Annotated in this window: 11 protein-coding genes; 8 read left to right on the top strand and 3 right to left on the bottom strand. The window is 60.5% G+C overall.

Translation table 11 applies throughout. The features are described 5' to 3' along the window. Positions 1–151: 151 nt before the first annotated feature. The 3 genes from FHT97_RS06905 to FHT97_RS06895 all read left to right on the top strand — a co-directional run bounded on the left by FHT97_RS06905 (position 152) and on the right by FHT97_RS06895 (position 1732). Entirely contained in the window at positions 152–844 is a 693-nt protein-coding gene (locus FHT97_RS06905) for an isoprenylcysteine carboxylmethyltransferase family protein (RefSeq protein ID WP_183860872.1), read from the top strand. A gap of 50 nt (positions 845–894) precedes the next feature. Further along, positions 895–1296 (top strand): DUF488 family protein, encoded by a 402-nt coding sequence (locus FHT97_RS06900; RefSeq protein WP_183860870.1) that lies wholly within the window; start codon positions 895–897, stop codon positions 1294–1296. 88 nt (positions 1297–1384) lie between these two features. Next, complete coding sequence (locus FHT97_RS06895; RefSeq protein ID WP_183754630.1) at positions 1385–1732, top strand: hypothetical protein; 348 nt, start codon at positions 1385–1387, stop codon at positions 1730–1732. 318 nt (positions 1733–2050) lie between these two features. Here FHT97_RS06895 and FHT97_RS06890 read toward each other — a convergent pair whose 3' ends face one another. Next, entirely contained in the window at positions 2051–4540 is a 2490-nt protein-coding gene (locus FHT97_RS06890) for a UvrD-helicase domain-containing protein (RefSeq protein WP_183860868.1), read from the bottom strand. Positions 4541–4951: 411 nt separating this feature from the next. Here FHT97_RS06890 and FHT97_RS06885 point away from each other — a divergent pair, with 411 nt between their 5' ends. From FHT97_RS06885 to FHT97_RS06870, 4 genes are all read left to right on the top strand, one after another. Next, positions 4952–6118, top strand: coding sequence for an efflux RND transporter periplasmic adaptor subunit (locus tag FHT97_RS06885; protein WP_183860866.1), 1167 nt, complete (start codon positions 4952–4954; stop codon positions 6116–6118). Then, positions 6115–9270, top strand: coding sequence for an efflux RND transporter permease subunit (locus FHT97_RS06880; protein WP_183860864.1), 3156 nt, complete (start codon positions 6115–6117; stop codon positions 9268–9270). The genes FHT97_RS06885 and FHT97_RS06880 overlap by 4 nt, the downstream gene beginning before the upstream one ends. 248 nt (positions 9271–9518) lie before the next feature. After that, positions 9519–10514, top strand: coding sequence for a flagellin (locus tag FHT97_RS06875; RefSeq protein WP_016554481.1), 996 nt, complete (start codon positions 9519–9521; stop codon positions 10512–10514). Positions 10515–10708: 194 nt separating this feature from the next. Continuing rightward, positions 10709–11374 (top strand): OmpA family protein, encoded by a 666-nt coding sequence (locus FHT97_RS06870; RefSeq protein ID WP_183754638.1) that lies wholly within the window; start codon positions 10709–10711, stop codon positions 11372–11374. A 50-nt stretch (positions 11375–11424) separates the two neighbouring features. Here FHT97_RS06870 and FHT97_RS06865 read toward each other — a convergent pair whose 3' ends face one another. Next, a complete protein-coding gene (locus FHT97_RS06865; RefSeq protein WP_016554479.1) occupies positions 11425–11832 on the bottom strand; it encodes a DUF2000 family protein in 408 nt (135 codons plus the stop codon). Positions 11833–11865: 33 nt separating this feature from the next. On the opposite strand from FHT97_RS06865, the gene FHT97_RS06860 reads away from it, so the two are divergent. Then, positions 11866–12753: an AraC family transcriptional regulator gene (locus tag FHT97_RS06860; protein ID WP_183860863.1), complete on the top strand. Its 888-nt coding sequence runs from the start codon at positions 11866–11868 to the stop codon at positions 12751–12753. Here the strand turns inward: FHT97_RS06860 and FHT97_RS06855 are convergent. Then, positions 12713–13807 carry an AbrB family transcriptional regulator gene (locus FHT97_RS06855; RefSeq protein WP_183861403.1) on the bottom strand — a complete coding sequence of 365 codons (1095 nt, stop codon included), beginning with the start codon at positions 13805–13807 and terminating at the stop codon, positions 12713–12715. The genes FHT97_RS06860 and FHT97_RS06855 overlap by 41 nt on opposite strands. Between the last annotated feature and the right edge of the window lie 34 nt (positions 13808–13841).

The following is a 13841-nucleotide window of genomic DNA, read 5'->3' as shown; positions in this document are numbered from 1 at the left end:
AAGGATGATTCGTAAACCTTCGCTTGACGCGGCGATAACAGGTTGCGCTGTTTTGACGCCGTGGTTTCTCTTCCGCGCCATTGACGCGCGCGTCGTCAGGCCAATCTAGGGTAATGGGATCTCGCGGCTACAAACACGCGAGAGTGTGACAATGGTGAGTGGCGTTCAGAGTATCGGGCGGCAAGCGACGGTGGCGACTGTGAAGTTTTGCCTCGTCATGCTGGTGATAACCTTCCTTATCGCGGGTTCCCTGTCTTATTGGCAAGGATGGCTGTTTCTTGCGAATTTCTGCGGATGGTCCGCGGCCCTTACGGTATATTTCGTCAATCACGATCCGAAACTGGTTGAGCAGCGTCTCCACGTCGGGCCGACGGCGGAACGTGAGCCATCGCAGAAGCGCATACAATCCTTCAACAGCGTTGCAATTATCGCGCTCTTCGTCGTCTCGACGCTCGACTACCGGTATGGTTGGTCGGGCTCCGTTCCCGTCGCTGTCGTCGTTCTCGGCAACCTGCTGATCGCTGCCGGCTACATCGGGTTCTTCTTTGTGTTCCGGCAGAACTCGTTTGCGGCGGCGACCGTCGGCGTGACCGCTGAGCAGCGAGTGATCTCGACGGGTCTCTATAGCCTTGTGCGTCATCCGATGTATGCGTCAGCCTTGCCGATGTTTCTCGGCGTACCCTTGGCGCTCGGCTCTTACTGGGGCGTGCTCGTGGTGCTGCCGATCCTGGGCGGCCTTATCGCGCGGCTGCTCGACGAGGAAAAACACCTCGTGCGGGATCTGCCGGGTTATGGCGCCTACCGCAAACAGGTCAGGTGGCGCCTTTTCCCGGGTCTCTGGTGAGAGCGCGGCGTTTGCTGTAGATATCGCGGCGGGTCGATGGAGAGGCTGCAGTGGCTATTAGTGTCGTGCAATTGGGGTCACCGAGGGGAGAAGGTGAAGGCGTGCGGATCGGCACTGTTCGCCGGCCGCCGCGGGCCGTGCCGAAAGAAGAGTTTGCCAGCCGCAACTATTATGACGTGTGGCTGCCAATCCTTTCGCCGAGCCAGGTGCTTGTCACCGAAGCGAAGGCGGCAACCACCGACGCCGAGTGGACGGCCTTCGTGCGCAGCTTCACCAAGGAAATGAAAGTGCCGGAGGCGAGCCATGTGCTCGACCTGCTGGCGACGCTTTCCCATGCCAGTAATTTTTCGATCGGCTGCTACTGTGAGAGCGAAAGCAGATGCCATCGAAGCGTCTTGCGACGCCTGCTTGAAGAGCGGGGCGCAAGGTTTGCGGCTGAAGCCTGCGCCTAGTGTCCATATGATCTGCGGCGAGCCGTGGTCTTGCCGATTCCGGGAATCTCTGCCTTTCTTTGCCGAAGGATAACCCGGAGCCCAAGCCATGACCGAGCCCGGTCCAGAAGAGAAGATCGACGCGACGTTCCGCAACGGCTCGCTGACGGCAGCCGGCATCATCCTCGGCTTTTCCCTGAGCTTCGTCAGCCGCTGGGTCTCGAATCCAAACGATTGGAGCCGGATCGACATTCTGCCGATGCTGCTGCTGACAGTGGGTATTGCGTTGCAGGTCAAGGTTTTCGCCGATCTGCTCGCCCGGGATTCGCTGATTGCTGCCAAGTATGACCGGGCCAGACGGTTGTTTCTGATCGGGATCGCGGTCGTCGCCGCCGGGATCGGGCTGGCATTGCTCAACGACATATTGGGGCTGGGTTCGATGCCGATCCTGGGGTGAGCGGGCGTCATGCCCGCTCTGCGAATTCGGACTTCCTCGCTGCCGCGGCAAGTGCCGCGTTCATGCACCCTCGATGTCAGGTCCCGAGAATGATGTGGTTGCAGGCAAAGGCGATGGTTGGACTGCTCAAGACGGCAATCATGAGCGAGGCTGCGATCAGAGATAGCGAATAACGTTTCATCTGCGTCCTCTTACTCTCCCGCGATCAGTGCGCGCGGGAGCGCAGTATGCGGGACGCGCCGCCGCAAACGAAGTCACGAATGGGTGAGGCCCGGATTCCGGAGAGAGCAAGGCTTTACGAAACGCACAATCCTCGCTTTACGAAACCCGTTCGACAAACCCATCCAAGACCCGCTTCTGCCCGGCACGGTCGAACTCGATCGTCAGCTTGTTGCCCTCGATCTCGACGATGTTGCCGTTGCCGAATTTCAAGTGGAAGACGCGGTCGCCGGTCTTGAATTTCGACGGTTCCGTGGCGGTCGATTTCGCCACCAGTTCGCCATCGATGGTGCGACCTCGCGGGCCGCTTTCGCCGTAACCGATGCGTTCGACGGCGTGGCCCGAGCGTGTGCCCCAGTTGTCGCGGGTGGCGTCCGTCTTGTTCTGCTGGGCACGCTTCCACCCGGGCGTCGAATAAGAGGAACTAGCGAAGGGATCAGCTTTGTCGAAGCGCGACTGGCCGTAACCGCCGCCGCCGCGACCGTAGCCACCATAGCTCTGTTCGGTTTCCGCAACCTCGACATGCGTTTCCGGCAATTCATCGAGGAATCGCGACGGTATGGTCGATTGCCAGAGGCCGTGGATGCGCCTGTTGGAGACAAACCAGATGTGGCAACGGTGCTTGGCGCGGGTGATGCCGACATAGGCAAGGCGGCGCTCCTCCTCGAGACCGGCGCGGCCGCTTTCGTCGAGCGAACGCTGGTGCGGGAACAAGCCTTCCTCCCAACCTGGCAGGAAGACGGTGTCGAATTCCAAACCTTTGGCGGAGTGCAGCGTCATGATCGAGACGGCGTCGAGGTTTTCGTTCTGCTCTGCGTCCATCACCAGCGCGACGTGCTCGAGGAAGCCGCGCATCGACTCGAAGCTTTCCATCGAGCGGATGAGTTCCTTGAGGTTTTCGAGACGGGTCGGCGCATCGGCCGACTTGTCGTTCTTCCACATGTCGGTGTAGCCCGACTCTTCGAGGATCTGCTCGGCAAGCTCGGTATGCGGCGTGCTCTCGAGCATCTCCTGCCAACGGCGGAATGATTGAACGACGTCGAAGAGGGCTTTGCGCGCTTTCGGCTTCAGTTCGTCAGTCTCGATCATATCGGCTGCGGCTGCCAGCATCGGAATGTCGCGGGCCCGGGCATAATCGTGAAGCGCGCGCACGGTCGTATCGCCGAGGCCGCGCTTCGGGGTGTTGATGATGCGTTCGAAGGCAAGGTCGTCGGCAGGTTGGGCGACGAGGCGGAAATAGGCCATCGCATCGCGGATTTCCAGGCGCTCGTAGAACCGAGGGCCGCCGATGACGCGGTAGTTGAGGCCAAGCGTGACGAAGCGGTCTTCGAATTCGCGCATCTGGAACGAGGCGCGAACCAGGATTGCCATGTCGTTCAGCAGATGCCGCTTGCCGGTAGCGGCGCCACGCTGAAGCTGCTCGATCTCCTCGCCGATGGCGCGGGCCTCTTCCTCGGAATCCCACGAGGCGTGCACCTGCACCTTGATGTCCTCTGGATCTCTACGGTCGGTAAAAAGCGTCTTGCCGAGGCGGCCTTCGTTGTGGGCGATCAGGTGACCGGCGGCACCGAGAATATGCGCCGTCGAGCGATAGTTGCGCTCGAGCTTGATGACCTTGGCGCCCGGAAAATCCTTCTCGAAGCGCAGGATGTTATCCACTTCGGCGCCGCGCCAGCCGTAGATCGACTGGTCATCATCACCGACACAGCAGACATTCTGAAGTTCGCCCTTCGGACGTTGCGCAAGCAGCCGCAGCCACATGTACTGGGCGGTGTTGGTATCCTGATACTCGTCGACCAGGATGTAGCGGAAGCGGCCGTGATATTCCTTGAGAAGATCCGGGTTCTTCCGGAAGATCGCAATCGGATGCATCAGGAGGTCGCCGAAGTCGCAGGCGTTCAGCGTCGACAGCCGCTGCTGGTAGGCAAAGTAGAGTTCGCGGCCCTTGCCATTGGCGAAGGCGCGGGCGTCGCCTTCCGGAATGTCCCCCGGTCCTAGGCCCTTGTTCTTCCAAGTATCGATCATGCCGGCGAACTGCTTGGCAGGCCAGCGCTTGTCATCCAGGCCTTCTGCCTGGATCAGCTGCTTGATCAGGCGCACGACATCGTCGGTGTCGAGAATGGTAAAATCGGAGCGAAGTCCGACGAGTTCGGCATGGCGGCGCAGGAGCTTGACGCCGATCGAATGGAACGTGCCGAGCCAAGGCATGCCCTCGACCGCGCCGCCGACGAGAACGGCAATGCGCTCCTTCATCTCGCGTGCAGCCTTGTTGGTGAAGGTGACGGCAAGAATCTGCGAGGGAAATGCGCGGCCGGTGTTGAGGATATGGGCGATGCGCGTCGTCAGAACGCGCGTCTTGCCGGTACCCGCGCCCGCAAGCACGAGAACGGGGCCTTCCAGCGTTTCGACGGCTTCGGTTTGCTCAGGGTTCAAGCCAGAAAGATAATCGGGACGCTTGCCGCCACCGCGCGCAGCCATGGCGCGGGCGGCGAGCCCTCCAGCGGCCGGAGCGGCAGGAGCCGGCTGCTTGCGCGGCGCCTCATCCGGCTCTTCATCGAAGAAGGGGATATCGTCGAAACTATTGCTCATGGCGCGTAATGTAGTGATTCGGGATGGAAAGGCCAGAAAAGATGTTCTGCTTTCATTCCCCTCGATGCCAGCTTTCCTCAGCTTACGCCGGGCATTCGAGAAAGCCGGCTCCGGGAACTGCCCGCATATGCGGCAAGAGACAGCTGCGGTTGCGCGTAAGCATCGTCAATAAACGTTAGGAAACAAAACCGTCATTTGACGTTGAGAACGAAATTCTACAACACGGTCCAGAGGGTTGAGAGTTGCCACAACAGTAACTCAGTCTTGATATTACAATTCAGTAATGCGGGACCAATTCGCTTGCCGGTGGTCAGCAAAGGGACAATATTGTCGCAGACGCGCGGCAATTTGTCCTGCGAACGCCTCTTTCGATAGACCCTGGACTAGCCTCGAGTCCCTCTGGAGACGTGAATGCCATTTTGGAAGCAGTTTGTAGTTTGCGTTGTCGTAATTGCGGCCGGCTTTGCCGGATGGGTTTACTTTGTGCCTGGGGCCGGCGAGACGCTGCGTAAGGCCGGTTTTTCAGAGGTTTCAAAATTGGCGCCCAGCGAGGCTAGTTCGCAACCGGCCGCCGGCGGAGAGGGACAACGGCGGCGTGGCGGTGGCGGCGCCAATGCTCCGGTTCTCGTCGCCACTCAAGCTGTCGTCCGTGGTGTCGTCAATGATCGCTTGAGCGCCATCGGGACGGGAGATGCCATTCGTTCTGTGGTGGTCATGCCGCAGGCGAGCGGCACGATCCGCGAGATTCTGATCAAGTCGGGCGATAGGATCACCAAAGGGCAGGTTCTGGCAAAGCTGGACAGCGAAGAGCAAGTCATCGCTCGCGGCCAGGCTGATGTCGCGTTGAAGAGCGCTGTCGAGAAATCCAGCCTCTACCACAACATCAAATCCAGCGTGTCGCGCATGGATGTCTTCGATGCCGAGATCGCGGAGCAGGGTGCACGCTTGCAGTTGCAGGCAGCCGAACTCAATCTTGAGCGCCGCAGCATCGTTGCGCCGATCGACGGCATTGTCGGCATCATCCCGGTCAACATCGGCGACAACGTTTCGACGACGACACCGGTCGCGACGCTCGACGATCGGACCGAAATCCTCGTCGACTACTGGGTGCCTGAACGCTTCGCCAACACGATAACAGTCGGCCAGCCGGTCGAGGCGACGTCGGTCGCCCGACCGGGACGCGTTTTTTCAGGTGTGGTCGAAGCAATCGACAACCGTATAGACGCCGCAAGTCGGACGATGCGCGTGCGGGCCCGGATCGACAACGCCTCCGACGAGTTGCGCGCGGGCATGTCCTTCAATGTCGGAATGAAATTCGGCGGCGACCGATATCCGGCGGTCGATCCGCTTTCAGTCCAATGGGACTCGCAAGGGGCATTTGTTTGGCAGGTCGTCGATGGCAAGTCCGGCAAAGTGCGGGTCAGTATCGTGCAGCGCAATCCAGACTACATTCTCGTCAAGGCTGATCTGAAGGATGGCGACGCCATCGTTACCGAGGGCCTGCAGCGCGTCCGTGAGGGCGGCGCGGTGCGGGTTGCCGGCGAAGTCGCGTCGAATTCGGAGCCCGTCACGCAATGAACGTGATTGAAATGCAGGACAAGCCGGCTTCCGGCAAACAGACATTTACGGCGCTGTTCGTCCGGCGCCCGATCCTTGCGCTGGTTTTCAATGCCCTGATGATTGTCGCCGGCCTTGCAGCCTATGCCGGGATCGAAGTGCGCGAACTGCCTGATGTCGATCGGCCCGTCGTCACCGTTCGCACCACGTTCGACGGTGCCTCGCCGCAGACGATCGATCAGGAACTGACGAAGGTGATCGAGGGGGCGGCCGCGCGCGTCAGCGGCCTCAAGTCGATTTCCTCCAGCTCGCAGTTCGGCCAGAGCCGGGTGACGCTGGAATTCTCCGATTCCGTCGATCTCGCGGTTGCCGCAAACGATGTGCGCGATGCCATCGGTCGCATCGCCGATCGCCTGCCCGAAGAGGCGGATGCGCCACAGATCGTCAAGGCGGATTCGGATTCCCAGCCGATCATGCGCCTCGCAGTCACCTCGTCCAAACTCAACATGGACGATCTGACCCTTCTCGTCGAAAACCAGGTCATCGATCGCCTTGCCTCGGTCGACGGCGTGGCCGATGTCGAAACCTATGGCGACCAGGAGAAGGTTTTCCGCGTCGACGTCAACCAGAGCGAGCTCGCGAGTCGAGGGCTGACCGTCGGGGATCTCACGAAGGCGCTGTCGAGCGCGGCTCTTGACGTGCCCGCAGGATCGCTCAAGAGCCCGACGCAGACGATCGTCGTGCGTGCGATGGCAAGCCTGCAGACGCCGGAAGACTTCTCCAACGTCATCCTGCAGAACCACGTTCGCCTCGGCGATGTGGCGAACGTGACACTTGGGCCGCGCGACGGGCAGACGGCGCTGCGCTCGAACGGCGTCCCTGGCATCGGTCTCGGCATCATTCGCCAGGCGCAATCAAACACTCTGAACATCTCGAACGGCATCAAGGATGCTGTCGCCGAGCTCTCCAAGACGCTGCCTGAGGGCACGCGGATCGCCATCACCAGCGATGATGCCGTGTTCATCCAGGGCGCGATTCATGAGGTCGTGCTGGCGCTCATTCTCGCTGCCGTCATCGTCACCATTGTTATCTATCTCTTCCTCAGAGATTGGCGAGCAACGATCATTCCGGCGGTCAGTATGCCGGTGGCTTTGATCGGAACGCTGGCGGCTGTCTATCTCGTTGGCTTCTCGATCAACATCCTGACGCTGCTTGCGATCGTGCTGGCAACCGGTCTCGTCGTCGACGACGCCATTGTCGTTCTCGAAAACATCGTGCGTCGACGCTCGGAAGGCATGGGGCCAAGGGCGGCTGCCGTGCTTGGCACGCGCGAGGTATTCTTCGCCGTCATCGCGACGACGGCAACGCTTGCCGCGGTCTTCATTCCCTTGTCCTTCCTGCCGGGGCAGGTGGGTGGGCTGTTCCGAGAATTCGGTTTCGTGCTCGCTTTCTCCGTCGGCCTTTCGTCGATCGTCGCCTTGACGTTGTGCCCAATGCTGGCCTCGCGGATATTGACCAAGGAGATGCTCGAAGATCACGGCCTTCTCGGACGTTTCGGCACATGGTTCGCCGATGCCTACCGTTGGTCGCTGCATGCCTGCCTGAATGCCCCGCTGATCGTCATCGTCGCTTGCCTGATTTTCGCGGGTGCGGCGGTCCTCGCGTTCCAGACGGTCCGCAGTGAGCTGACGCCGAATGAAGACCGAGCGCTGGTGATGATGCGCCTGACGACCCCCCAGGGTTCCAGTCTAGAATACACGCGCGACAAGATGCAGCTGGTCGAAGAGTATCTTAAGCCGCTCGTCGACAGCGGTGATATCAGCAACATCTTTTCCATCTCCGGGCAGGGCGGACAGGTCAATAGCGGCTTCATGGTGCTGACATTGGCGCCTTGGGGCGAGCGTCAACGTACGCAGGCAGAGATCGTGACAGACATCAATCGCACGGCTGCGAGGGTCCCGGCGCTCCGTGGCAACGCCATCCAGTCGAACAGCCTGCGCATTCGCGGCGCCGGCAACGGCCTGCAGATGGCTCTTGTTGGCAACGATCACGAGGCGCTGACGGCCGCGGCCGCCCAATTGGTCCATGCACTGGACGCGACCGGGCATTACGATACGCCGAGATTGACCAACGAACCGACCCAGGCTCAGGTGTCTGTGACGATCGACCGCGAGCGCGCCTCGGATCTTGGGATCGACATCACCGGCCTTTCGACGGCCATGCAGTCGCTGCTTGAGGGGCGCTCGGTCGTCGACGTCTTCGTCAAGGGCGAAGCCTACCCGGTACTGCTCACCTCGAACACACGGCCGCTCGACGACCCGACGGATCTCGAGAATGTGTTCCTCAAGACCGGTGATGGCAAGATTGTCCCGATGTCGGTGATTGCATCGCTGACGGAAAGCTCGGTCGCACCGCAGCTGAATCGCGAACAGCAACTTGCTTCGGTTGCGATCACTGCGGGCCTGAGGGGTGGCCTCTCCCTCGGAGACGCGGTCAAGGAGGCAACTGAAATCTCCAAGTCGATCCTGCCCGCCGGCGCTCGCCTTGTGCCCCTCGCGGAGGCCGCAACGCTTGAGGAAAACTCGAGTGGCATGGCGCTGACCTTCGGCTTTGCCATCGTCATTATTTTCCTGGTTCTGGCCGCGCAGTTCGAGAGCGTGTTGTCGTCCGTCATCATCATGTCAACCGTGCCGCTCGGGCTTGCCTGCGCCGTGTTCGCGCTTGTTATCACCGGCTCCAGCCTCAACATCTACAGCCAGATTGGCCTTGTGTTGCTCGTCGGCGTAATGGCGAAGAACGGCATTCTCATCGTTGAGTTCGCGAACCAGCTGCGGGATCGCGGCGAGGAGGTGCGTGCGGCGATCGAAAAGGCATGTGCGTTGCGGCTGCGACCTGTGATGATGACCATGATCGCAACGATCCTTGGCGGTGTACCACTGGTCTTCGCGCATGGCGCCGGCGCGGAAGCGCGCATTGCCCTCGGCTGGGTGATTGTCGGCGGCCTCGGTTTTGCGACGCTGGTGACGCTGTACATTACCCCGGTGGCTTACTTGCTCATCGCGCGCTTTGCGAAGCCGCATGCTCACGAAGAGGAGCGGCTACACGAAGAAATGGCGCACGCCTCTCGTCCGCGCCCTGCCGCCAAGGCTGGACGGCTTCAGGCGGCCGAGTAAGCGAAGCGCGCCTTGAGCGGGTAAAATCCTGCGAGTTATAGCTTATAAAAAGTTGTAGAATTGGATGAATTTCCTCTCAATTTTAGATATTTTTTAAGCATGAGCGGTAATCATTCCCACAGAAGCCGATAGGTCCTCCAGCGTTTTGAGAGGATCACCCTGGCGCCTCGTTCAGGCGCTCCCGGACATGATCGTTCGCGGTACGGTTTGTTTGTATCAGTGTATTGTTGTGTTCGGAGTACAGTACCTTGAGCATTTATCGGCGCACTTCGGTGGATGCCGCGCTGTATGTATTGCGCGACATTGGTCGTGATATGACAAAGACCCAGAGGCAGGTGTCCACCGGCCTCAGAGTGGAAAAGGCGTCCGACAACGGTGCCTATTGGGCGATCAGTTCAACGCTGAAAACTGATCAGAAAGCCCAGTCAGCCATTCGCGACGCTCTCGGTCTTGCGGCTGCCACCATGGGCACAGCCTACAACGCCGTCGACAACGCGATCGATCTCGTGAGCGAGATCAAGGCAAAGTTGGTGGCGGCGACCGAGTCCGGCGTCGACAAGGACAAGATCAACACGGACATCGCACACCTGAAGGATCAGCTGCGGTCGGTTGCGCAGTCTGCCGAGTTTAACGGTGATAACTGGGTTGCGATCGACGATTCGGCTGATCCCTCCAAACCAAGGGAGATCCCATCTTCCTTCATCCGCTATTCCGACGGGACGGTGAAGGTCGACATGCTGAGCTACGAGGTCGATCTTGCCCCAGTTGGGGCGACGACATCGAAGGATGCCCGCTACCTGATCGACGATCGGACAACGGGCTCCGGTGAATATGGCGCTCTTACCTCCCAGTATTTCGCGACCGAGGCGGGAGCCTCACAAAACTACGTGATGTTGAAGGGCGCGGGGAATACGGCCGGGCAGGTCGAAATTGGTGTTTCGAGCAGCACGACGCAGGCGCAGGTGAAAGAGATGATCACCGTCGTCGACATGATGCTGAACCAGATGACGACAGTGGGTTCGGCCTTCGGCGCGCTCGAGAAGCGCATCAGCATCCAGAGCGACTTCGCGCAGTCGTTGGACGATTCATACGCCCGCGGTATCAGTCGCCTGATCGATGCCGACATGGAGGAGCAGTCGAGCCGGCTGCGTGCATTACAAACGCAAGAGCAGCTTGGCCTACAGTCGCTGAACATCGCCAACGCCAGCTATGACACGGTTCGCCAGCTCTTCCAGAACTTCTGACGGGTCGCCTTGCGATACAACCGTCGCCCGGATTCCGACGGGCGACGTGGGCACTTGGCTCATCGCTGTTGCTTGCGATCCGCAGTAGTTGTGCAATTTGCCCAATTTCCAGTGTCTGAAAGCGTCGGTTTCATCTTGTTGCCGCAATCCTTAATACTGGTCGCATCAACACCGAACTGGAGATCCGCCTGTCCATGATCAAGAAATTCATACTTTTGGCTGTTGCTGCAACTTACCTTAGCGCCTGCACCACGACCGACCCCTATACGGGCGAACAGAAGATGTCGAACACGTCGGGCGGCGCGCTGCTCGGTGCCGGCGTTGGCGCGCTTGCCGGCCTGGCAGTCGGCGGCTCGCCGGTAGGACGTCGCAATGCCGCGCTGATCGGCGCCGGCGTAGGCGCGCTCGCAGGTGGCGCGATCGGCAACTATATGGACCAGCAGGAATCGGAACTGCGCGCCCAGCTTCAGGGAACCGGAATCTCGGTGACCCGCCGCGGCGACAACATCATCCTCAACATGCCGTCCAACATCACGTTCGATGTCGACCAGGATGCCGTAAAGTCTGGCTTCTATCCGACGCTGAATTCTGTGGCGATCGTCCTGCGCAAGTTCAACCGCACGCTGATCGATGTGAACGGCCACACCGATTCCACCGGCAGCCTGCAGCACAATCAGGACCTGTCGCAGCGCCGCGCGATGTCGGTTGCCGATTATCTCGGCACGCAGGGCATCGATCCGCGCCGCGTTTCGGCCGTCGGCTTCGGTCCGTCGCAACCGGTCGCTTCCAACGCGACGGAAGCCGGTCGTGCTCAGAACCGCCGCGTCGAAATACAGATCGCGCCTGTCACCCAGAGCTGATCCAGCCTGCAGTCAACAGAAACGGCCGGGCCAACGCCCGGCCGTTTTCGTTATTGATGCATCGTCGCGCCCTTGGTGATCTTGTCGACGATCTTCTTCTCCGCCCGGATGGCGATGCCGACAACCTTGGCATCGTCAGGTGCGTATTCTGCAAAGACGGCCCTGTTGGCAACGTCGTGGCCGGTTGCAAACATCTCTTCGATGAACAGCGATGAGGTTACGCCGCGCTCCAGGGAGCGGCGATGGATCGCCGACATCGTCTCGTCCTCGGCCGATAGGACGATGATCGGCTGGATGGAAAGTGGATTGTAGAGATTGCCGGCGCGGTCCTTGTAGGCTTCGCCGATCATCTCGGGGTGCTGTCCGGCGATGCCGCTCATTAGAAAGGCAGTGACGTTCAGCTTCTGCCAGGATGCAAGATTGTTTCGCAGGACGATCGCAATTTTGGTATCAAACATTCCAGTCTCTTTCATACGGGTTCGAAAGTCGCGTTGGACCAGGATGTAAACAGTCACGCCTTCGAGGGTCTTGAACGTTTGTGCACCGAGCCCGGCGCAGACGGGATCGTGATTGCGCCGGCCTTTCCCGGAATCGAGCGGATGGAAGCGCAGTTTTCCGGCAAGGCGTTCGAGCCTCATCGCCACGATACCTACGCTCTCGGTGTGACGATGAAGGGCGTGCAGACGTTTTCGTATCGTGGCCAGCGGCGCTTCAGTATGCCGGGACAGGTGCTCGTACTCCACCCAGATGAGGAGCACGACGGTGGGGCTGGTACTGACGACGGGCTGCAGTATCGCATGCTTTATCTTGAGCCGGCGCTACTGCTCGAATGCCTTGGAGCGCAGAAGATCGGGCTTCCCTTCGTTGACGATCCTGTCATCCGGGATCCGATTCTTGCAGGTACGCTGCTCGGAGCCCTTACAGAGCTCGATCGCGAGCTCGACGAGTTGTTCGTCGACGATTTCGTTTCGCGTGTTGCGGGCGGACTTGCAAAACATGCGAAGGCTCCACAACGGCCGCTCGGCAGCGTGGCGTGGCAGCGCGCAAGATTGGCGCGCGACTATCTCGAAGCGCATGCCACGGAAGCCGTGCGATCCGGCGAGCTTGAGACTGTCACCGGTCTCGACCGCTTTTCTCTCTCCCGGCACTTTAGGGCGGCTTTTGCAACAAGCCCGCATCGTTATCTGCTCATGCGGCGGCTGCAGCAGGCGCGTGCGATGATCGGCGCAGGCGACGGGCTGTCTGATGTTGCGGCGGCGACCGGCTTTGCCGACCAGAGCCATCTCACCCGCCATTTCAAAAATGCCTATGGAATGACACCCGGCCAATGGGCGAGCCTTAGACGGACTTTTCCGCAAGGCCGGAGCGGCGTGCGATGAAGCGTGCCAGCATCGGGCCGGTGAACAGGATCACCAGGAACCGAGCGGTTTGCATCGCCATGACGAAGGGCACGTCGACATCGCTCGAAGCTGCGATGATTGCCACAGAATCGGCGCCGCCGGGGCTTGTCGCCAGATAGGCTGTGAGCGGATCGACACCTGCGAATTTGTGCAAGGCAAACGCCATGCAGCCACAGATCGACATCAACAGCAGGATAGAGGCAGCGACGCGCGGCAGTGCGCGAGCGGCGTGCATGACGATCCCGCGGGTGAAACGAAGCCCGATGTTCCAGCCTATCAGGGCATAACTGATCGCCAGCAGCCAGAGCGGAAGTTCGATCTTGAGTAGACCGAGGCCTTGAAGCAGGGCGCCAAGGACCAGAGGCACCGTGATCGTGCCGCCCTGAATGCGAAAACGCACCGCAAGGTAGGCGGACAGGCAGGTGAGTGCGATGGTCGCAGCCAGCGCCTGCCAGTCGACCGGTGGGAAGAGGATGAACGGCGGCGGTTCGCCACCATCGGCGGCGACCCAGAGGCGCGAGACGACCGAGGCCGCCACAGCGACGAAGACCACCCGGAGATATTGCATGAACGCGACGAGACGGGCGTCGGCACCATAGGCTTCGGACATGATCACCATCGCGGAGGCTGCGCCCGGCGAAGAGCCCCAGACCGCCGTCGTTCCGGGTAGAACCTGCCAGCGCGTCAGCAACCAGCCAAGACCGGCTGCGGCAGCGATGACGGAGAGGATCATCGCGAGAAAGAGTGGCGCGTCAGTGGCCATGGTCTTGAGGATGTCAACGGTGATGGCGCGCGCCATCAGAAAGCCGACGAGCGCCTGCCCGAAGAGGAGGGGCCAGCGCGGGACCTTGAGCGATCCCTGACCGATGGATAAGGCAAGGACAATCGCCGCCACCATGGGGCCGATCAGGAGCGAGGCCGGCAGCCCGAGCAATTCGAGCCCGACTACAAGCACGGTGGAGACGCTGAGCAGGAGGATCCACCGCGGCAGGCTGGCGTATTGAAAGAAGCGGCTGGCGTCGTGCAACGGCATGATTCCCATGCATGTCTTGCCAATGCTGGAACCG

Source organism: Rhizobium sp. BK399 (genome assembly GCF_014194695.1).
Lineage (GTDB): Bacteria > Pseudomonadota > Alphaproteobacteria > Rhizobiales > Rhizobiaceae > Rhizobium.
Note: the sequence above shows the minus strand (reverse complement) of the source record. Positions and strands in the feature narration are given on the sequence as shown.